General features: G+C 54.4%; 18 protein-coding genes and 1 other RNA gene. 11 read left to right on the forward strand and 8 right to left on the reverse strand.

What is annotated here, in order from left to right; all coding sequences use genetic code 11:
* Window positions 1-13 precede the first annotated feature (13 nt).
* From AC07SU_RS17920 to dcm, 3 genes are all read right to left on the reverse strand, one after another.
* Window positions 14-1447 (reverse strand): ArnT family glycosyltransferase, encoded by a 1434-nt coding sequence (locus AC07SU_RS17920; protein WP_494997777.1) that lies wholly within the window; start codon window positions 1445-1447, stop codon window positions 14-16.
* Window positions 1448-1583: 136 nt separating this feature from the next.
* The gene (locus AC07SU_RS17925; protein ID WP_494997778.1) at window positions 1584-2609 is read right to left on the reverse strand and encodes a hypothetical protein; all 1026 of its coding nucleotides are present in this window, start codon (window positions 2607-2609) and stop codon (window positions 1584-1586) included.
* A 391-nt stretch (window positions 2610-3000) separates the two neighbouring features.
* Window positions 3001-4437 (reverse strand): DNA (cytosine-5-)-methyltransferase, encoded by a 1437-nt coding sequence (gene dcm / locus AC07SU_RS17930; RefSeq protein WP_170038133.1) that lies wholly within the window; start codon window positions 4435-4437, stop codon window positions 3001-3003.
* Window positions 4438-4724: 287 nt separating this feature from the next.
* Between dcm and AC07SU_RS17935 the strand changes: the two genes are divergently transcribed.
* From AC07SU_RS17935 to AC07SU_RS17960, 6 genes are all read left to right on the forward strand, one after another.
* Entirely contained in the window at window positions 4725-5156 is a 432-nt protein-coding gene (locus AC07SU_RS17935) for a very short patch repair endonuclease (RefSeq protein ID WP_170038135.1), read from the forward strand.
* A gap of 169 nt (window positions 5157-5325) precedes the next feature.
* Window positions 5326-6960: an ATP-binding protein gene (locus AC07SU_RS17940; protein ID WP_494997779.1), complete on the forward strand. Its 1635-nt coding sequence runs from the start codon at window positions 5326-5328 to the stop codon at window positions 6958-6960.
* Window positions 6957-7781: an HNH endonuclease gene (locus tag AC07SU_RS17945; protein WP_170038149.1), complete on the forward strand. Its 825-nt coding sequence runs from the start codon at window positions 6957-6959 to the stop codon at window positions 7779-7781. Before AC07SU_RS17940 ends, AC07SU_RS17945 begins: the two co-directional genes overlap by 4 nt.
* Window positions 7774-9594, forward strand: a complete 1821-nt coding sequence (locus AC07SU_RS17950; RefSeq protein WP_494997780.1) for a DEAD/DEAH box helicase — start codon at window positions 7774-7776, stop codon at window positions 9592-9594. The genes AC07SU_RS17945 and AC07SU_RS17950 overlap by 8 nt, the downstream gene beginning before the upstream one ends.
* The gene (locus AC07SU_RS17955) at window positions 9591-10031 is read left to right on the forward strand and encodes an EcoRII N-terminal effector-binding domain-containing protein (protein WP_078739171.1); all 441 of its coding nucleotides are present in this window, start codon (window positions 9591-9593) and stop codon (window positions 10029-10031) included. Before AC07SU_RS17950 ends, AC07SU_RS17955 begins: the two co-directional genes overlap by 4 nt.
* Before the next feature lie 687 nt (window positions 10032-10718).
* Window positions 10719-11159, forward strand: coding sequence for a hypothetical protein (locus AC07SU_RS17960; RefSeq protein WP_494997781.1), 441 nt, complete (start codon window positions 10719-10721; stop codon window positions 11157-11159).
* A gap of 127 nt (window positions 11160-11286) precedes the next feature.
* Here AC07SU_RS17960 and AC07SU_RS17965 read toward each other — a convergent pair whose 3' ends face one another.
* Both AC07SU_RS17965 and AC07SU_RS17970 read right to left on the reverse strand, forming a co-directional pair.
* Window positions 11287-11562 carry a hypothetical protein gene (locus tag AC07SU_RS17965; RefSeq protein WP_078739170.1) on the reverse strand — a complete coding sequence of 92 codons (276 nt, stop codon included), beginning with the start codon at window positions 11560-11562 and terminating at the stop codon, window positions 11287-11289.
* A gap of 84 nt (window positions 11563-11646) precedes the next feature.
* Window positions 11647-12411, reverse strand: a complete 765-nt coding sequence (locus AC07SU_RS17970; protein WP_464008919.1) for a hypothetical protein — start codon at window positions 12409-12411, stop codon at window positions 11647-11649.
* Between the two features lie 799 nt (window positions 12412-13210).
* Between AC07SU_RS17970 and AC07SU_RS17975 the strand changes: the two genes are divergently transcribed.
* The 5 genes from AC07SU_RS17975 to AC07SU_RS17995 all read left to right on the forward strand — a co-directional run bounded on the left by AC07SU_RS17975 (window position 13211) and on the right by AC07SU_RS17995 (window position 17790).
* The gene (locus tag AC07SU_RS17975; protein WP_494997782.1) at window positions 13211-13747 is read left to right on the forward strand and encodes a LasR-specific antiactivator QslA; all 537 of its coding nucleotides are present in this window, start codon (window positions 13211-13213) and stop codon (window positions 13745-13747) included.
* 1066 nt (window positions 13748-14813) lie between these two features.
* Complete coding sequence (locus AC07SU_RS17980; protein ID WP_032699727.1) at window positions 14814-16214, forward strand: YfjI family protein; 1401 nt, start codon at window positions 14814-14816, stop codon at window positions 16212-16214.
* On the forward strand, window positions 16207-16560 hold the full coding sequence (locus AC07SU_RS17985) for a hypothetical protein (protein ID WP_170038157.1): 354 nt from the start codon (window positions 16207-16209) through the stop codon (window positions 16558-16560). Before AC07SU_RS17980 ends, AC07SU_RS17985 begins: the two co-directional genes overlap by 8 nt.
* Window positions 16544-17524 (forward strand): integrase domain-containing protein, encoded by a 981-nt coding sequence (locus AC07SU_RS17990; RefSeq protein ID WP_170038159.1) that lies wholly within the window; start codon window positions 16544-16546, stop codon window positions 17522-17524. The genes AC07SU_RS17985 and AC07SU_RS17990 overlap by 17 nt, the downstream gene beginning before the upstream one ends.
* Complete coding sequence (locus tag AC07SU_RS17995; protein WP_170038161.1) at window positions 17521-17790, forward strand: hypothetical protein; 270 nt, start codon at window positions 17521-17523, stop codon at window positions 17788-17790. Before AC07SU_RS17990 ends, AC07SU_RS17995 begins: the two co-directional genes overlap by 4 nt.
* A 171-nt stretch (window positions 17791-17961) precedes the next feature.
* Here AC07SU_RS17995 and AC07SU_RS18000 read toward each other — a convergent pair whose 3' ends face one another.
* The 3 genes from AC07SU_RS18000 to AC07SU_RS18010 all read right to left on the reverse strand — a co-directional run bounded on the left by AC07SU_RS18000 (window position 17962) and on the right by AC07SU_RS18010 (window position 20184).
* A complete protein-coding gene (locus AC07SU_RS18000; protein ID WP_170038163.1) occupies window positions 17962-19218 on the reverse strand; it encodes an integrase domain-containing protein in 1257 nt (418 codons plus the stop codon).
* Window positions 19219-19404: 186 nt separating this feature from the next.
* Window positions 19405-19801: a transfer-messenger RNA gene (gene ssrA / locus AC07SU_RS18005) on the reverse strand.
* A gap of 101 nt (window positions 19802-19902) precedes the next feature.
* Entirely contained in the window at window positions 19903-20184 is a 282-nt protein-coding gene (locus AC07SU_RS18010) for a PA2433 domain-containing protein (RefSeq protein ID WP_494997783.1), read from the reverse strand.
* Between the last annotated feature and the right edge of the window lie 19 nt (window positions 20185-20203).

Genomic DNA, 20203 nt, shown 5'->3' on the forward strand with positions numbered 1-20203 from the left:
CCTTGCGCCGGCCTTACTGCTCGACGAAGTAGTAAGGCTGGCGATTGATCGCCATCTCCTTGATGACCGTGACCTTCTCGGTCAGTTGTTCGGTACGGTCCATCAGCGCCACGTTGCCCGGCTTGGCCGTGAGGAACGTGCGCAACTGCGCTTCGGTCTGCAGGATCGGCAAGTAAGCCTGCAGATAGAACACGCTGGCCCCGGCAATCCGCTCGTTGGGCTGGAACAACACCACTTCCTTACCTTGCGCTTGCAGCGCCTGCACCTGGCTGATCACTGGGACGAACGACTGACGCACGTCCGCTTTGGGCGCAAACCAGAAGGCTGCAATCAGGTAGCAGGCGACCGCCAGGGTAAACACGCTGCCGATCACGGCCTTGTGGTGTATGTACAGCGATGGCTTGTGCTGCTTGGCCCATTCCAACAATACGCGCGCGTATTCGGCAGCCAGCACGGCGGCGGCTGGCGTCAGCGCCATGAGGTACACCGTGCGCTTGCTGGAAGCCAGGGTCAGCAGGGTGAATTGCGCCACCAGCCAGATGCTGAAAAACAGGTAGTAGCGGTTGCGCACCAGGCTTTTACGGAAATGCCACAGCCCCAGGTACACCAGGATGTTCCATGGCAGGAACGCCTCGGGCAGCTTGGCGATGTAGTAGTAGAAGGGTTCGTAATGCCCAGCCTCGACGAATGAACCGCTGAAGCGGCCGACGCTGTTGGTCCACAACACTTCGCCCACGGCCTGCATCCCGCCGCGCTGGAACAGGAAGCCCAGCCAGATCATCAATGGCACCAGCGCCAGCAAGGTGAACAGCCCCGGTTTGAGCCAGTCACCGATACGCAGGCGCTTGTCCATCACCGTGGTCGCGACCAGGTACACGAAGATCACAATGCCCGGCATCGCCAGGCCCAGTACGCCCTTGCTCAGGGTGGCGATGACCATCCCGGCAGTAAACAAAGCCCATGCCCAGGCAGTGGAGCCTTGGCGGTCGGGGCGTACCGCCTGATAGAACCCCAGCAATGCAGTGGTCACGCCCAGGCTGAGCAAGGAGTCTTCGCCAACACCCCGCACGTTGCCCCAGTAACTGGCCATGGTCGCGAGGATCAGGGCGGCGCAGAAGGCCAATGTTTTCGAGCGGCCAAAGGTGCGCAGCATTCCGTAGAACAGCATCACGCTGAACAATCCGGCAAACGCCGAGGCCAGGCGCACTGCGCCGGTGCTGGCGCCAAACAGGCGAATGGCGCCGGCGTCCAGCCACAGGCTCAGGGGCGGTTTTTCAAGGAAAGGTTCACGAAACAGCTGGGGCACCACCCAGTTGTTATCCAGGTGCATGGCCATGGCGATCCCGGCGACGCGGGCTTCGGTGGAGCCCTGCAGTTCATGGTTACCCAGGGCAAAGAAGAACAACAAACCAGCGAGCAGGAGCAGCAGAGGAGCAGGACGCGTCATAGTACTGGCAACCGAGGCAAGGGACCGTTCGGGGGGAACGGCCGTGGCAATCGGCTAGTATCTGTCAGCATTTCTGAATATTTCGTGAATGAGTGTCAGTTTTTTGTAAGGCGCCCTTGTGTGCCTGCTCTGGCAGTCAGGGGGTCTTCAAACTGGGCAGTGCGGCTTTGCCTTCTGCCGTCAGTACCGGCTCCAACTGCTCCCAGGTAAAACTCAATTCGTTGTCACAGCCATCGCCTTGGGCGGGTGTCGAAAGCTGTATCCCTTCGGTATTGAAGCTCAAGTCGAAGGTGGAGTAACTGGTCACCGCCGGGCAGCCTTCGTCAATGGTGGTCTGTTTGGCGAGCCATGCGCTGAAGGGCGCAGGCAACTTGATCTGGCCGGAGTAGGGGCTGTCCCATGTTTCACGGCCACCCAGCCAAGTCCATGGGTCGACGCTGTCGCCGGTTTGCAGGTTCCAGGTGTGCAGGCCCCAACTGATGCCGCCCCGACCGTAGCCGGCCGTCCATCGGTAGAACCGCACGGTGATCCAGTGCGAGGACCAATAGTGCGGCTCCACACTGATCTCGCTGGTCGACGTGCCGCCGCCCTGGTCCAGTGAATTGCGCCGCTCCCGATAGAAATCGGCCTGGCCGTCCGGGCTGATAGCCATGCGCGCCAGGTCCCGGTTGATTTTGTCGATGGCCGCGCCCTCACCTTCGAGTTTGAGGATGACCTGGCCGCCTTGGGTCTTCACCTGATAGGCGTGCTCATGAAAGGTATTTTTCTCCACCTTCACCGGCGGCGGCAGCGCTTCGATGGCGTTGTTGTAGGCGTCGCTGGCGCAGCTGTCGACGTCTATGCGTTTCAGTGACAACGCCAAGCCCTTGCCGCCTGGGGTTTTGCTCCAGGTGCCGGTCAGCGTATCGCCTTGGGGTTCGTCCAGTTGCCAGAAACCGCTGTTGCCTTCTTCGGCCCAGGGTTCACTCGCGTTGGCCTGGGTCAGCTGGATCGGCGTGAGGATACGTTGATAGTAGTAACTGCCGTTGGCGCCGTGCGCGCCGTTAAAGCACGCGGTGATGGCGGATTTGCCCAAGGTGCCTTGCCACACGCCGGCGAGGTCGGCAGCGGTAGCGATTAACGGGGTGCAGGCGAGTGCGAGGACGGCGAGGGGCTTGAACACGGGTATCGGACTTCCGATTGTCTGATAGAGGGGGTCAGGGTAATGGGAAGTGGGGGGGGATTCCAGAGGGGGTGGGCGGTGCTTTCCAAACCCCAGAAACAACAAAACCCGCACTTGACGGGTTTTGTCGATGCTTCGAAGTGGTGGGGCCGGGGTAATTTGAATTCGCTTAGTAACAAATTGATTAATTGAGGTAATTCCTGATTTTATTTTAAGCTGGAATACCGATTGGAATACTTCAGATGGCAATGCCATGACCCGCCGCTCGTAATCGAATTGACAATCTTGCTCGGCTGCCATGGTTTACGATTATTATTTGTTAACTGCCTACCCGTTGATAGAGGTCCACAGATTTCTATCGAGGACGAAATAAATTTGTAGGTGGCGACCGTTATCCCGGAAGCGCAATTTCAAGTTTCGGTCTTTCCGCATCTTGTGCTTTTGCCTTGGCCGCTAAGATACGGTCTTTCATTATTCGCGCGACCGCTTCGAAAACAGGCACTGCTACGGAGTTGCCGAATTGACGGTAAGCTTGGGTGTCAGAGACAGGAATCACGAAGCTGCTCTCGCCCGGTTTGTCAAACCCCATCAAGCGGGCACATTCATGAGGAGTAAGGCGGCGCGGCCTATTCATATGATTAAGTTCGCCATGAAATTCAAGTTTTTCCGAGAATCCGCGATCAACAAGAATTTCTGAGCCATCCTTGTGGTAGCGGGCGGACAGCGTACGCGCCACACTGTTGGGGCCAGTCAGGCCGAACCCGAAGCCGTTACCCTTCTCCTTGTGTTTCTGAGCGTACTTATAGAGATACTCCCACAGCTTGGGCGTGAGGATGTACTTGCTGTCGACGTCCTCGTCTAGAAGATCGCCGAACGAAGGCCGTTGTGCTGGCTGGTGCTTGACTATGTCTTTGAGAGTGAAGCCCTCATGGACATTTAAATCGCGTCTGAAGCCTACCAGTACGATCCGCTCGCGGTGCTGAGGCAGAAATTTCATGGCATCAATCACCTTCGGATCGGCACCCTTAGGTGCGTTTACATCAGCCACTTCGTAGCCGAGCTCGTCCAGCGTCTCGCAGATGATCCGGAATGTGTTGCCCTTGTCGTGACTCTTAAGATTTTTTACGTTTTCGAGCAAAAACGCTGCTGGCCGCTTGGCCGCTATGATTCTGGCAACATCGAAGAAGAGCGTGCCTTGAGTTTCGCATTCGAACCCATGCTTGCGACCTAACGAATTCTTTTTCGAAACGCCTGCCAAGGAGAAAGGCTGGCAAGGAAAACCTGCCAGCAACACATCATGATCTGGTATTTCAATATCAATATTGCGATATGCCTCGTCCTCGCTGACGTCAGGCCGATCGGATAGTGTCACGGACCTGATATCCAAGTTGAAGCGATGGCGAGCTGGGTCGCAATAATGGTTGGCTTTGTAGGTCCGAACTGCGTACTTGTTCCATTCGGAGGTGAACAGGCACTCGCCGCCGATCGCCTCGAAGCCCTTTCGAATACCGCCGATCCCGGCAAACAAATCGATGAAAGTGAATGTGCGCTTGCCTTCGACCTTTCGAGGTAGCAGCTCACTGAGGCGCGCGTGCTCGACGTAGGAGAGTTTCGGAGATGCCTTACCCTTGTGCCAGCGGTTGATCGTCTCGCGACACCAGTGCCCAGGACTGGCTTCGTTGAGGGTCTCAGCCAAAAAGCCTTGGTCGTAGATGTCGAGCAGCTTCTTTAACAACGCTAGGTCGTTGTCGGCATGATTAGCGGGACGATTCGCCAATAAGCTCGGTGCATCTCCATAAGCGTTTTGTTCATTGTCAACGAAATTCATATGAGCTCTTCTGGGTCAAATCTGTGACGAAATATCACTATAATATCCCTATGGCAGCTAATGTGAAGCGTTTTCTAAATTAGCTTGCAGGAGCAAAAAACGACTTGAAATTATCGTTTGGCTGTGTGCATGTACAGTGCTTTGCGGTGGCAGATTTTGTTTGCCGTTCTGGTACATGATCCAAGCTATTACCGAATCCAGCTCAACTGCTAGCTTGTCGGCATGTTTCTTGAACCTCGCAAAGCGAGAGTTACCGAACAGAGATCTTTCATGGTTACGGTTCAGATATGGACACTGTAGACACTGCAACTCGTTCTAGGATGATGTCCGCCATTCGCGGCAAGGACACTGTGCCAGAAATGGTAGTCAGGCGCTTTTTGCACGGTCGAGGTTACCGTTATCGCATCCATCGTAAGGACCTAGCCGGCAAGCCAGACATCGTGATCCCACGTCTGAAGGTCTGCATCTTTGTCCATGGCTGCTTCTGGCACCGTCACCCGGGCTGCCCTTACTCAACGGTCCCGAAGACGAGGCCAGAGTTTTGGGAGGAAAAATTCCAGAAAAATGTCGCAAGGGACCTCGCCAACATCAATAGCCTCGAGGCTGCCGGCTGGAATGTTCTGATTATCTGGGAGTGTCAATTGAAGAAGGAACCGGACACATTGGACCGGCTGGAGCGGAAACTTAGCCTGCTATCGTCCGATCAGGCACCCTCCTAAAAAAATGGTTGCGACATCGGACTAGGCTTGCTGGAACGGATGTTCATTAAAAGCCGATTGAGCGAGTTGTCCTGCAGCGTCAGAGTACAATTATACTGGCCCGAATTTTCGCTTGGTGCAGAAACTCGCCGGACTAGACGGTAGAAGCCCATGATAAAAGGATTTCGATGTGAACGATTTGATCAACGAGCCCGATGCTCCACGTTTGATTTTTGGTCTTAGGGATACTGGCTACAACGTTAGGACTGCGGCTGCGGACATCATCGACAATTCGATTGCCGCGAAGGCGGGGCAGATCAGTGTCGAGATCACTCTCCGTGAAGACGGCCGAAAGTTTGTCTATTTCGGCGACAACGGCGAAGGTATGGATGCGCAGGGCATCCATCGGGCCATGCGCTACGGGGCTCCCGAACGCGAGAATCCTGAGAGCCTCGGCAAGTTCGGGCTTGGTCTGAAGACGGCGTCAAGCTCCGTATGTCTCAAATACACTCTGATTTCCCGCAAGAGTCCGGACCAGGAACTCGCAAAGCTTGCTTGGGATCTCGAGTATGTTGCCAAGCAGAAAAAGTGGGAAATGCTCAAGGAGCCAGTTACCTCAGACGAACAGGAGATGTTTGAAGAACTCTGCGGTGACAAGGGAACGCTCTTGATCTGGGAGAACTGTGACAGGATCCTGACGAAGGATTATGAGCCTGGCTCGGCTAAGGAACAGGCTGCGATCAAGCGGCTGGCAGAAAGCCTTGTCAAACATCTTTCGCTCGTTTACCACCGGTTCGTCGACTCGGCTGACGATAGGGAGCGCAACGTATCCATTTTCGTTAATCAAATCCCTGTCGATCCTTGGAATCCCTTCTATCCCTCCCGCTCAGAACAGGTCCTTGCCGAGACAAAGCAGAAGCTCCTAGTGGAAATGCCCGACGGCTCGGAAGAGATCGCGAATATTCGGGCGTGGATCCTGCCCCATCGCAGCGACATGACCAAAGATGAGGAAAAAGCCCATGCGCGGATCTCCAACCGCGCTCAGGGTTTCTACGTCTATCGAGAGGGGCGCTTGATTCAAGATGGCAGCTGGATGGACGTCTTCGGAGCTCCTGAACCGCATACTTCGCTGCTGCGGATCGAGTTCGACTTCGGCCACGAGCTTGATGATGCGTTCCGGATCGACGTAAAGAAATCCCGGATTCTTTTCCACCCCGACCTAGAGGATGGTCTGCGTGATCTACTGCAGCCAATCTACCGGGAAGCTGGGAAGCGTGCTCGAAGGCAAACTCGTGAGCAGACAAATGTTCGTCAGATCGACCACACCAGTGCGAACAAGAACATTGCGGATACAGGCAGTGCCAGTAAGGCTCAGGTGACATCCGTCGATCCTGCTGCCCAGTCGGCAGTCATCTCCAATAACATGGGTTCGAAGATCAAGCTCAAGCTTACTGTCCAAAGCAATGTGAGCGCGGACACGGTATATGTCGATGCGGTCGAAGACATCAATACTGGTGAGCTATGGCAGCCTGCCCTGCGTAGCGCAGGCGATAGCGGCCACATGCCGGCGGTACTGCTGAACAAACATCATGATTTCTACCAGAAGATATATAAGCGTGCCGCTGCCAACGGTTACGCGGTAGAGGGTATGGACCTACTTCTATGGGCATTTGCCGCAGCAGAGCAAAACAATACGAACGAAGAGCTGGAACCGATCTTCGAGGACATCCGTAGCGAGATATCGAACAACCTGCGCAAGCTCCTACGCAATGTTCCTGATCCTGACCCTGCTGACTTGATGATTGAGGATGAAGACGCAGAATGATCGTAGGGAAGAAGGATCTGATTTTAAAGGAGCTAGAAGAGGGAACCGGGGCTGCGATCGCTGCCGCAGTCGACGTCAGCGGACTGCGATCGGGCCTGCGTATATGGTTCGGCGATCTTGACCAGAAGCACGGACCGGTTGCCGAGCTTAAGCCTTACGGCTTGAAAGGGCACAGCGTCGGTCTGTCGTTTGGTAGCTTCTCAGGAGAGATAATCGGACAAATCCGAAGGGCAGCTTCGGAGGATGTGCAGTTGGCGCGTGCTCTTGTCGCCTCGATCCGGTCAGATATTGCGGTGGAAATCGCTGGCCAAAACCTCGCCGACTGGGCTGTTACGTCTGGCTCTTTCCGGATGACTGCACTAATCCGGAATCAGGACCATCCACACGATGACGTTGCGATCATCGCCATCTGTCGCGACGTGATAGTACCGATGATGGCCGCAATGGCCGAGCTCATCGGATATGACGTTATTGAGGAGGAGGTCAATGATGAAATTCCCGCATTTGAAGGCGCTATTCTTCAGTCAGTCGTGAAGCGAAGGGAGCGAAACCCGCGCAACAGGCTCTTGTGTATCCGCATTCACGGAGAACGTTGTATCGTTTGCGGACTCGAGCCCCGACGGGTCTACGGGGAGGCGGGGGCGATAATTGAAGTACACCATCTTGAGCCGCTTGCATCGCTTATCGAACCTCGCCCTTATGATCCACGTACCGATCTAGTTCCACTTTGTCCATCCTGTCATCGAGCGCTTCATACGAAGCGCCCAATTCCTTGGGATATTGAGGATTTAAAGCGGTTGAGGAGTGGCTGCAATGACTGAGCCTGCCGAGTTCCCAGAGAGTTATGAGTCGCTGCGACAGAACATACCCGAAGGCTTGATGCTTTCGGAGCGATTGATCGACCCAGTAATGATCATCGGCCGGGCTGGGGACTGGATTGTTGCGCAACTTGGTGGGGTCCGCTTGCTGAGAGGAAATCGCTATGTGCATCTCGCGCCCAGCAATCGCCATGCATGGGTCATAGACGGTACGACGATTCGGCCTCTGCCGCGAGATGCAGTCATCCTTTTCGAAAAAATGCTGAATGGCTGTTCTCCCGATAGGCTTACCTATAGCCAAGCAATCAGCCTTATCCGCGGCGTGGATGCAAGTATGCAGGTCGAGGTCGAAGAGGGGGTTCTTCAGGCTGGTAGAGTCGCTGCTGAGGACCTAGATGACGAAATGACTATTCAGGGGCTGACAGCTACCCTTTTTCCGTACCAATCGCGCGGCGTCAGTTGGATGTGGAACACCATTAGACATACCGGCGGATTGATCCTGGCCGACGAAATGGGGCTAGGGAAAACACTACAGATCATTGCGTTGTTGCTGATGGAACCGCCGAAAACCGATGCTCCTGCCTTGATAGTTTGCCCGACCAGCTTGATTGCCAACTGGGTGCGTGAATTTGAGCGCTTCGCGGCCGGGATGACAGTGATGGTTCATCGGGGTGCCAATAGAGCTGGAATTTACCGAGAGCTCCAACGGACAAGTGTGGTCATTACGACCTACGACACGATGGTTAATGACATTTCAATCTTTTCATCGTTTGAATGGTCATGGGTAATCTGCGATGAGGCACAAGCCATCAAGAACCCGGACTCGAATCGTAGAAGTGCAGTCGTATCGATCCCGCGCCGGCGAACCATTCCTATGACTGGCACTCCGGTTGAAAACAGTCTATTGGATCTGTGGTCACTCGCAGATTTTGCGATACCAGGTTTGTTGGGGTCGAGACGGGAATTTGAAGCAGCCTACTCGGACAGCCTCGAATCGGCACAAGCGATTGGGCACTTTACGGATCCGATCATTCTCAAACGCAGAGTGGTTGACGTGGCAGGTGACCTTCCCGCGCGAATTAATATCGATATTCCGTTAGAGCTGGATGATTTGCTCGCCGACCATTATTCCATGGTACGTGCGGCTACCTTGGCTAAGTACCCTGTGGCGGGAGCTTTGGTTGCAACGCTCCAACTGCAATTAGTTTGTGCGCATCCTTGGCTGCGGAAAGATGAAGAAGGTGACGACGAGGGCGAAGAGGCGAGCGTGCTCCGCTCAACTGGGTGTCCTCTCATGACTCCCAAAATGGAGCGTGTTGTGAGCCTGCTTCGTGAGGCATTCTGTAATGGACGAAAGGTCATTGTGTTTGCGCTCTTCAATCGGGTCGGGGGACTCTTGATGGAGGCGGTCCAGAGCCTCCCCAACACATATTGGGGAGCGATTAATGGTTCGACTCCTCAGCAAGACCGTCAGGCGATAATTGACGATTTTTCAAATCATGACGGGCCGGGATGTTTGGTATTGAACCCTAAAGCCGCAGGTGCCGGGTTGAATATCACCGCAGCCACAGTTGTAATCCACTTCACTCCAGTGTGGAACCCTGCATTGGAGGCCCAGGCAAGTGCGAGGGCCCACCGTCGTGGTCAGACACACCCAGTAACCATCTATCGTCTTTTCTACAAGGGTACAGTAGAGGAAGTGATGATTGACAGATCACTTTGGAAAAGTGAATTGGCAAATGAAAGTGTCCCTGTTTCGTCCAGAGATGCGGCCGACTTGAAGCGAGCCCTAGAAATAACTCCAGGAAGAATATGACTCATAGAACCTTTAGCAAGACACTTAGCGCAAATGACGTTGGCTCGACCGGAGGGCATCAGGGTGGCATTCTCATTCCGAAATCGGAAGGAGAGCTGCTAACTTTTCTGCCTCCGTTGGATGCGACTGTCAAGAATCCCGATGCATGGATCGATTGTGAAGACGAAATGGGGACTCTGCGAAAGTTTCGATTCGTTTACTACAATAATAAGTTACATGATGTCGGCGGAACCCGGAATGAGTATCGCATTACCTACATGACTAAATACTTTCGTGAAATTGGGGCTAAAGAAGGCGAGGAGCTGGAAATATCCAAGGGTGTGGCTTCGAGCACTTACAAAATTCGTGTGGTGCGTACAAATGTCCCCCAACAAGACGAACAAGAAGCTGACGTCGTTAGAATAAAAATCAAATCAGGCTGGAGGCGAGTCCATTAATGAAATAGCTATTTTATTTAAGAGGCAGTAAAAGCGTATGTCAACTGAGTGGTCGAAGAATGGAGGTTGACGCTGACGATATTGGGCGAGGTGATTGTGCCTATCGTTTTGTATCAGTGATCTTCTGGCAAGGTTGCATATTTCTATCAAGCTATCATTGATGGCCTTCACTTTTCGAAAAAACGTATTTGGGGTGGGCGCTTTCCCTCTCCCCGCGTTCGTCTTGAGTTAGGGCTAACTCGTAGGTCTCAAATGGGTAGGTCTCGGTTTTCCCGAGCCGATCTCGAAAGGCCCGGCAGAAACTACGTCGAGTACATGACCTTGATTGCCCTAATTTGCGCCACTTATCTGGCCAACTCAAGCTGTGAGCATCGCTACGCGCATTGGCGAGCATTTTGAATAGTGATCTATTCCGCGCTCGCGGAGTATTTTTGTTCTATCTATATGAAAAATATAAGATTTTAATTGAATGCTATACCAAGTTTAATCCTTCGAATTGTGTTTTTATACTGCGGTCTCCGGCTTCATTGCGATCCAATTGTCGGCCTGTCGTAGGCATGAAAAATTTTTTGTTACGCATCCGCAGTCAGTCGGCAGCGATTTTCCAGCACTCGCTCTTGAAATGCTGTCGATTTGGCATCATATGGTAGGGGCAGAGTCTCTAGGCGGTTGCTATGGTGAGCCTCGATGATTACCCCCCCAATATTTGAATTTCAGAAGGATTGGAATGCGATGTCGAATCGACCTATTGTGCTGAACCCCGCTTGTATCAAGACCCTTTCTGCGGTGGAGGCCCGCCCAGAGCGTTCAAACCAGCATGAGTTTAATGGCGTGGCTGCGCTCAAGGACGTGCTAGGAACCAATCGGTCAGAGTTGAATGTCCACTTCTCTGTGAGGGGGGAAAACATCGGCGCTCAAGCTAATGTTACCTGGTACGATGCTCGTGAGGACCACCCTACTCGCTCCGAGCATCGTCTCTACTTCCAAAAAAATGAAGTAATGGATCAAGCGCAAGAAGGTGACAACGTCATCATCGGCTACGATGGGCAGCGCACTCTTCACTGTATTCTCATTCGCACTGGCAGTAGCGAGCACCGTCCTGGGATCGGCCAGTGGGAAACATATTAAGAGTGAGTTTATGGCTGTGAGGGAGGGGTAGTAACGCACATGCTTGTGTCGAGTATTTGCATCCGAGCAGCCTCGGCTTCAGATTAAGTGCCGCACTGGAGGATCTGCTTGGCGGCTCCTCCAAGGCTCAAATATGATTAGCACTTCGCTCCTTGGCTGCATGTGCTGCCAGTTGCTCAAGTGCATACTGGACTGCATACGGAGCTGGTCGATAGGTAGCTGACTCTTGATCGCTCAAGTAGTAACGCATAACTCGATCAGTGATACCTAGTGCGGTCGCTGCTGCTTCTTGGGTGACGCGCGCGATCTCCAGAAGTTCACGTAGATAGACTGGTGAAGGATTGTGTAAGGAAGCGTCCGGTCTTTGAGGGTGCTTATCTTCATTTCGGTATTCGGGATGCACGCTAAGGCTCCTCAATAAGGTATTCCTCTTTATCAGTAGGTTTCAGCGAGCTTTACTTCTGTTCTCCTCAATGGCTGCTGCGTTCTAGGTAGTTGCAAAGTAATACTCGTCATCCGCGTGCGGATCGAACTCAGGTCGAGCGATGCGACCTTGATCCAATAAGTATTGGATTATGTCGCGCACTTCCAGCCAGCCATCGGATTCGATGATATTAAGATCTTCTATGGCTTTGCTAATTTCTCTCCAACCAGTATTTTTTGGCTTGATGACGGTCAGTAATGTATTCAGAACCAGTTGCTGGCGCTCGTCTTGATTCATTTCAGTCAAGGGTTCCACCTCGTCGGTTGATTTCATTACGCTCGCACTTGCATCGACGCGGTAGTCACGAATGAATTCGTAAGCCTCTTCGCGGCTCATATCACCCTTGATAATCTCCACGCGATCACGCATCGGCTTGTCGTAGTGAACAACAGTCACATCATATTTGCCGCCGCCGACTTGGACAGAAATATTCACCCCCGTACGTTCACGAGCCTCTAAGACGATGTTCTGTTCTACTCGCATTTGAACTTCGGCATCAGTAACGACATCCCACTCTGGCCGTTCAAAAATGTCTGGGTACACACGATGTTTGGTCGTGAAGTAGCGCTTGGACATCTCGATGCAATTTTCACGATTGCAATTTGGCGTTTTAATCACATAGAGGAACGGTGTTTCCAGGTTCTTTTCGCGCCAGTTGTTGCATTTACGGAAGCTGGAAAACTTGACTGTTTGAAATAGCTCTCCGTTATAGAAAATCTCGAAATCCAGAAGTGTTGCAGCAGGCTTGACTGTTTTTTTGACGCTCATATCGTCCTGCTCCGTCGTTGTGTGTACCACTGCGTTACCTTAATTTCATTTTAGGAACAATGTTCCTGATTGGCAAGGGTGTGCCTGCGTGGCATTCCGATATGTAAGAGCGTCGTCCCGCTCAATGCGTTAATCAACAGGTCGTCGGGTACTATCCTGTCGCCTGCGTTGAGGGCTGTCCTATGATCTAAAACCCCACGGGGCTCTGCGGAGTCTCAGGCTCCCCGAATAGTGCCCAACGCATTTCTTTTTCCGTCGCCTCTTCAGCAAAATCATTTTTTCGAAAGCATGTCATGTATGTCGTTTCCCGATCCTGTCAGGGTGATGGGGTTTAGGAGAAGACGCTGCATTCTATCGGGCCCGCAAAAGCCGCTAGATAACGACAACCGCTAGTTTTGCCGGACGCTTTCATCTGAATGCTGCACTTATTGACACTCATGCTTGTGTTGTCGTGGCTTCACATTTACGCTTTGCTCCGTCGCGGTCAATCCCGCGACCGGGTGTCGCAACCTGAATCGAAACCAAGGCGCGGTATGTGCCATATCGCACAGTCAGCACTTCAAGTGCTAGCTGCTGCTTTTCTATGGCGCACCGTGCAGGGCAGGCTTCGGCCTGGCCGGGTTCCTTGGTTTCCGGTTTGCGACCCCTGTACGGTGTGCCACCCATTCGTGTCGCAACGATGGATGGCATTCCTTAATCAAACCAAGGAGATAAGGAAAATGGCATGTCCCCCTTTTAAGCTCGTGCGCCACCCCCGCCTAAATGGTTCAGGCAGCAAACTATCTCGGAGGATTCCGTGATGTTTGATCTTTCGTTTCTCATCGGACTCCCCAAACCCAACAGCATCGATACTTCAGTGCTTACCCCTGAAGATGCTGCGATTAAACTGCGGCAGGCTGCCACTCTCCGGCTTAACGGAGCCCAGAGTATTCTGCTTCATTTTCCGCAAGACGTTGAGCTGGCAGTAGAGCTGTTGGATGACGCGGCGGTGTTGTACGACAGGGCGTTCCGGAATCTGACTGGCATCCCAGCTCAAAGCGTCCATCAACAGATCCATGAATATGTCTCTGTCCCGTCAGTTGAAGGGGCTCCCGCGATCCAAACTCCGTGGGGCGATGAGTTCGCTCCGGTAATCAAGGAGGGCGTTCGTTGCGCAGAGACTTGGCTTGAGGGCTCATCATTACCGTTATGGTGGGCGCTGTCTCAGAACCGAAAGCGTCATCGTCCAGGTGATCCACAAGAGGCATTTGAAGCAGGTTTTTTGCTGCGGTTGCAGCAGACGCTGATCATGCGACGTGAGACCGTCACTTCCCAATCAACCCGTTTCGATGCCTGAGTTTGTAATTGACGTTTGAGATTTTCTTTTCCCGCCAAACCCTCCGATCAAGCGATCTTTGATCGCGCCGATCGGAGGGTTCACTCGCTTTTTCTCGAAGCCGCCGCGTTCCACCCTCCATGCTCAAATTTAATTCACACCACGCCTACTATCACCATCAGTATTTCCCCCCCGATTTCCATCGAGCGCAACGTTATTCAGTGTGTGTCCGAATCTTTTCGTTGGGCATGGATGTACGTGTGGCGACAGCGGCGACAGCGGCGACAACCCACGTATAATGTGGTCTGGGGCATTGCGACAGAAGTGGCGACAGTCGCCACTTTCTCAGCGCATTGGCTGTGACGCTTGACCACCTTTTCGAGTGGGTATAAAAATTGGTGCACGGATCGCTGTCGTTGACAGCACCTGCCCAGGTAGCCAGAACCTTTAAGGCTACGCCCCTCGCGTGGTGGTTCTCCAAAAGTGCGATTAGCATCCGGCGGCTCGCACGGTCACTCCCCAAGAGTGATGGATGCCTACTCCACTTATCTGTCCACTGCGACAGACGATGGACCTTCCTCGCTGCACTGCAGCAACCTCATCTCTCGGCACACTTCGCTGCGCCAGATCGCGCCCGTCTCTTTCTCCTGGAAAGAGACGGGCGCTCGTACCACTGCTGCAAGCCACGTCACAAAAGGCATTGCCGCATCTCTCCTCGTGACAATCGGCCTGACAAATCCGATTCGTCGCAATCCGCAACGACACAGGCGCCGGTGCCGCAGCCTATGGAAAGACTGCACCTGACTGACAGTCAGGCATGCCCCAGGTGTCGATGTTGTTGCCTTCTCCCGCTCAGGATCTCCAGGTGCCGAACTCGTCAGCCGGCACAGCCTCCACCCGCCCGCATCTTCGAATGCGTCTAAGGAGGTCAGATTCATGGGTCATGCCCTTGCTCCCGGTCGTAAGGAGCCGTTCGTTCCACGTCAGTGAATACCTCACAGGCCGCAGGGGCCTTGATCCCTGATAACACTCAACAGCCGTGGCGGGACTACGTGAGGACAGCCAGCAATGAACGAGGAGAGGGCCCATGCAACAGTTAGATCCGAAGCTTGAACTACCACGACCACCTCGACCGCTGATTGAGTCGAATCCCGTAGCCCAGCCTTATCCGGTGCAGGCACTGGGTGGGATTCTTGGGCCTGCGGTGGAACGCATGGCCGAGGTCATCGGCGTGCCCCAAGCACTGGCCGCGCAATCGGTGTTGGCTGCCTCGGCGCTGGCTACCCAAGGTCATGCGGGCTTACAGCTCGACGGGAGAAATTATCCCCTGTCGCTGTACCTGATCACGGTGGCAGCGTCGGGGGATCGTAAAACGGCGGCAGACCGATGTGCATTGCTGCCGGCACGGCAATGGGAGCGTGAGCAGTGGCAGCGTTACCGCGAACAGCTTGCACGGCACCGTGCCGCACAGCGGCAGGCGCAGCGTATCAATCCTGCCGATCCTGAGTCTGCGAACGGGGCGCCGCTCGAAGCGGAGCCCTCAGCCCCTAGGCTGATCACCACGGACCCAACTATCGAGGCCCTGATCAAGGGGCTCTGTCATGACCTGCCCAGCATGGGGCTGTTCTGTGATGAGGGCGGACAGTTTCTCGGCAGCAGCACCATGAGCCGGGATAACCGTTTGAAAGCGGTCACGACCTTGTCGTCACTTTGGGATGGCAGTCCGATAGATCGCGCGCGTTCCATGGTTGGTGAAAGCCTACGAGCCTATGACCGGCGTTTGAGCCTGCATCTGATGCTTCAGCCGTATTTAGCCATGCAGTTACTCAGTGATCCGTTGCTGCAGGGGCAGGGCATTCTCGGTCGCTGTCTGATGACCTGGCCCTCCAGCCTGGCAGGACAACGCAGCTACCAGGCTGTCGACTTGTCGAAAGACGGCGACTTGAAGCGCTATCACCACCGCATCTCGGCGCTGTTTCATCAGCCCTGGTCACTTACATCTGACGGTGCTCTGCAGCTATCACCGCTGACCCTCAGTCCGTTGGCTCGCCGTCGGTGGATAGATCTGCATGATGCCATCGAAGCCCAGTTGGGTGAGTTTGGCGAGCTGGCCTGCGTGCGGCCTAGCGGATCGAAGGCCGCCGATAACCTGCTGCGTGTCGCCGGCATTCTGGCAGTGGTGGAGGAGAGCAGCGTCGTGGAGGTCGACCATATCCAACGGGCCTCCGCTTTAGTCGGCTACTACCTCAACGAGATCCAGCGCCTGACAGAGCAGGAGCCAGTGTGTCGAGTAAAAGAGGAGGCAGACCGGCTGCTGCGATGGCTACAGGTCAAAGATTGGAAGCGTTTCAGTATTCGTGAATTGAATCGCAACGGTCCCCGCTTTGCCCGCAAGAGCAGTCGTCATGCCGCCAAGCTACTGGTCGAGTTGATTGATCATCAGTGGTTGATCACTGATGGCCACACCTTCGAGGTGCGCCATGTTTAATCTTGATGAAGCGCTGCGCAACCATCTGGCTCAGCGTCAAAAGGAGCCCAAAGCGCGATTTGTCGCCGCTACTGTCGCCACTTTGTCGCCACGCTCAAAACCAAACAGGACAAGGGTTGTCGCCGCTGTCGCCGGTGTCGCCACTACCCACAAAACTATTGCCTCGACGACAGCCATCATCCAATGGTTGGAAGAGCAGGGCGCGCAACTCTACGTCGCCAACAACACGCTTTGTTTCCGTCCAACTGATTGGGCCCAGTTCGCTATGGTGAGTGCACACTGGCAAGCCCTTCTACATGAGCTTGCTGCAGTCGATCAGGAACAGAAAAATGGCTCGCGTCGGTAAGCGAGCGGGGCGAAATTTCGGCTTCGGTCGCCAGCTCAGCTATGCCGGACCGCAAGCCTTGAAAGATCTGTTTGGCGACGGCCATTTTGCTACCGTCAAAGCCCATAGCGATCGGTGGCAGGCCTTCGTGAATTGGTGTCGATCCGAGGAAGGGCCGAGGCTCAATGACGCGCGTCAGATCGACCGCGAGATCCTCATGCGGTACGCCGCCTATATGAGGCAGCAGGTTGACCAGGGCAACGTCGGCATCGCCACCGCGCAGAACCGACTGTCAAGCGTGAACCGAACGATGGCTGCGCTGCGCGGTGATCAGTACGTCAAAATCCCCAGTCCGAGCAAGGCGCTGGGTATGCAGCGCTCAAACGTGCGCGGGGAGGCACCGCAAGGCCAAGATCGTGCTCAGATCGAGTTGATCGCACGCGCACTGTCAGAGCGAGGTCAGCAACGAGTGACCGCAATTGTGCATCTGGCTCGAGAGACTGGTATGCGCCTGCGTGAAGCGATCCTGGCTGACCTGCCCCGACTGCAACGTGAGGCCGGGCAACTGGGCAAGATCAACATCCAAGACGGCACCAAAGGTGGTCGGTCAGGCGCGTCAGCACCGCGCTGGATCGCGGTCACTGATCAAATCCGTGGCGTCTTGGATAGGGCCTGGGAGGCTTCACCCAGCGGCAGTCGGAACCTGTTGGCTCCCAACGAGAGCTACAAAGAGTTTATGCAATCAGTTGTGCGACCGGCACGGGACCTCCTGCATGAACATGGATTGAAAGGCTTTCATGAGCTGCGGGCGGCTTACGCCTGTGAGCGCTATGAGCAACTAATCGGCTTTCCTGCACCCGTTAATGGTGGTCGTGTTCGTCAAGAGGATCGAGCACTCGATCAGCGAGCCCGTAAGCAGATCAGCCACGAGTTGGGACATAACCGCATCGATGTGGTGAGTGCCTACATCGGAGGCCGGCGATGACGGCCGAGTTCGACATAGCGTTGTTCCTGCGCCCCGTGCTCAAAGGTGCACATGCCACGCAGCAGCGGCACATCAGGCAAGCAGAAAGGATGCACGAGGTGATTCGTGAACGCTGGGGTTGCGCGACTCCCTGGTTCTGGAGAGAGAAGCACGTGAGATGGTTTCTGGAGCACTATTTGCGATGCTCAGCTCCAGCTACCATCTATTACTACGAGTTAACAGCAGGGTTGATCCGCCGTAGAAAGGCAAAAACCGTGGTTGCCTAATAGACCTTTAAGCGTGAGCCCCTGAGTAAGGGAATGCAGAGCCTTCCCATACTCAGGGGCTTGGCTGAAAAAGCGCAGGCATACCAGAGATTTGGCAACTGTCGTCACTCCTTTCACCCTACGACACGACACGACACGAATCGTAGCCGGTGCCGCGTACCTTTTGGATGTTCAGCGAATCGGTACGACGTTGCGATCTCTGGTTTGATTGATAGCCGATGCCGACAGGCTGCCGGTGGCCGCGTTCTGGATATGTTCACTCCACCAAGCCATCATCGGACGCCGGCGTTCGATGTAGTCAGTCCTGTTGTAGGCGCTACGAACTTCGTCCTTGTCGACATGCGCCAGCGCGACCTCGATCAGTTCCGGATCCCAGCCATGCTCATTCAGGATGGTACTCGCCATCGAGCGCAAGCCGTGGCTGACTAGACGGTCCTGAAAGCCCATGCGCTTCAACGCCATGTTGGCGGTCTGGCTATTGGCATGGGTGCGAGGGTTTCTATCTGAGGGGAACACGTACTCTCTGTTACCACTGAGTTGCTTGAGCGTTTCCAGTAACGAAAGTGCCTGATCGGTGAGGGGGATTGTGTGCGGGCGCCGCTTTTTCATGCGCTCTGGCGGAATGGTCCAAATGCGCTTGTCGAAGTCGATATCTGCCCATCGTGTGGTGGCTGCTTCGGCGGGGCGAGTCATCGTGTGCAACTGCCATTCGATCAGGCAGCGGGTCGTGCGCTTGATGCTGGCATTCGCGATTTCCATCATCAGCTCGGGAAGCTCCTCAGGTGGCAGCGCAGCCATGTTCTCTTTCTTCGGTTTCTTGAACACCGCCCGAATTCCATTGAGGGGGTTCGCAAATATCAGCCCGGAGTTGACCCCGTAGGTCATGATCTCGTTGAGTCGTTGGCTCAATCGTTTCACGGTTTCGAGGCTCCCTTTGGCCTCGATTGGGCGAAGGATCTTGATAACCGTCGGAGCAGTGATTTGAGAGAGCGGCGTTGTTTTCATGCTTGGGAACACATGGAGCGTCAGCGATCTCCAAATGTCTTCGGCGTAGGCTTTGGTTACGGAGTCTTTCTTCAGCTCGAACCAGGCGGTGGCCACCTTCTCGAACGTGTGTTCAGTCTCAGCAAGTCTGGCTTGCCTTACCTCATCACGCTGGGTTTTGGGATCAATGCCCAAAGCGAGCAGCTCACGCGCCTCTGCTGCTTTCTTCCGGGCGTTGGCCAGCGAGAGGTCGGGGTATGGACCGAGCGCCATATTAAGACGGGCTCTGGTCAACGGCTCGCGGTAATTGAAATTCCATATCATCGAGCCGCTGGCGCGTACTCGAAGCTGCAGGCCGTCGCCGTCGCTGAGGACGAAGTCTTTACCAGTTGCCTTGACTGCCTTGAGCTGGCGATCGGAGAGGCGGGTTGCGTTAGTAGGCATGGGGGCTACCTCCAGCACAGTTTTGGTATCCTGAAAATAGCATTTGGTAACTCGGGATACCACCTGGGATACCAAAGCGCATGGAACTCAGAAACCCTCCAAAGCCGCCAAAAGAGCTGAAACTCTCGTATTTACTGGGTTTCAGGCACAAAAAAAGACGTCCGTGGACGTCTTTAGTTGATCAAATGGTGGAGCCGGGGGGATTTGAACCCCCGTCCGCCAGTACTCCGCTGTCGGTACTACATGCGTAGCCGTTTCTATTAAGTTAACCCTCAGCGACCCGAAGGGCAGGGTGCTTTGGGCGAGTTGTGTAAGTTTTAGCCGCTTCGTCCACAACGTACTGCACGGCGATTCTGTTCTATATGACAATCACTTTGGGTTTACAGACATCCCCTGGTGATTGCTGGACCCGAAGGTACCAGAAGCTCAGGGCTAAGGCTGCTTACGCAGCGAGAGCGAATTCCTGGCCGTAGTTTTCGTCATTGGCAACTATAAGAAGTTGCAACAGTGGATTTACGAGTTCTGTTACCAACTCGGCATGCACCTAAAGTTTCGCAACCGGCGTCGAATCCTAAACGGCCCCGTGCTTGTAACTCGTTGTTTCTTAGTGAGTGACAAGCTCATGCAGTGTACGCCAAACGGTCGCAGAAGGCCAACCCGAAGGTTGACCTTGAGCATCCGTGGTTACTGATTGCCGCCTTTGTCGCCGTTCTGCAGGTCTTGCAGGGCCTTGGAGGTGATCTCGATGCACTTTTTGTCATCGCCTGCTGCGTGAGCTGCCTTGGCCTGGGAGACGGCGGTGTCGATTTCTCCCTTTTTGCCACTGGTATCGGTGGCGAGCAGCGCTTGGCCGTTATTGATTTTGTCCAGGTTGATTTTGCACAGGTCGGGTTCACCGGCCGCGAAAACAGGGGAGGCCAGCATCGCAGCGGTAATGAACAAGCCAGCAAGAGCGGAACGCTTCATAGGGTATCTCCTTGCGCAA

This window comes from Pseudomonas sp. GW821-FHT05H12 (genome assembly GCF_059419385.1).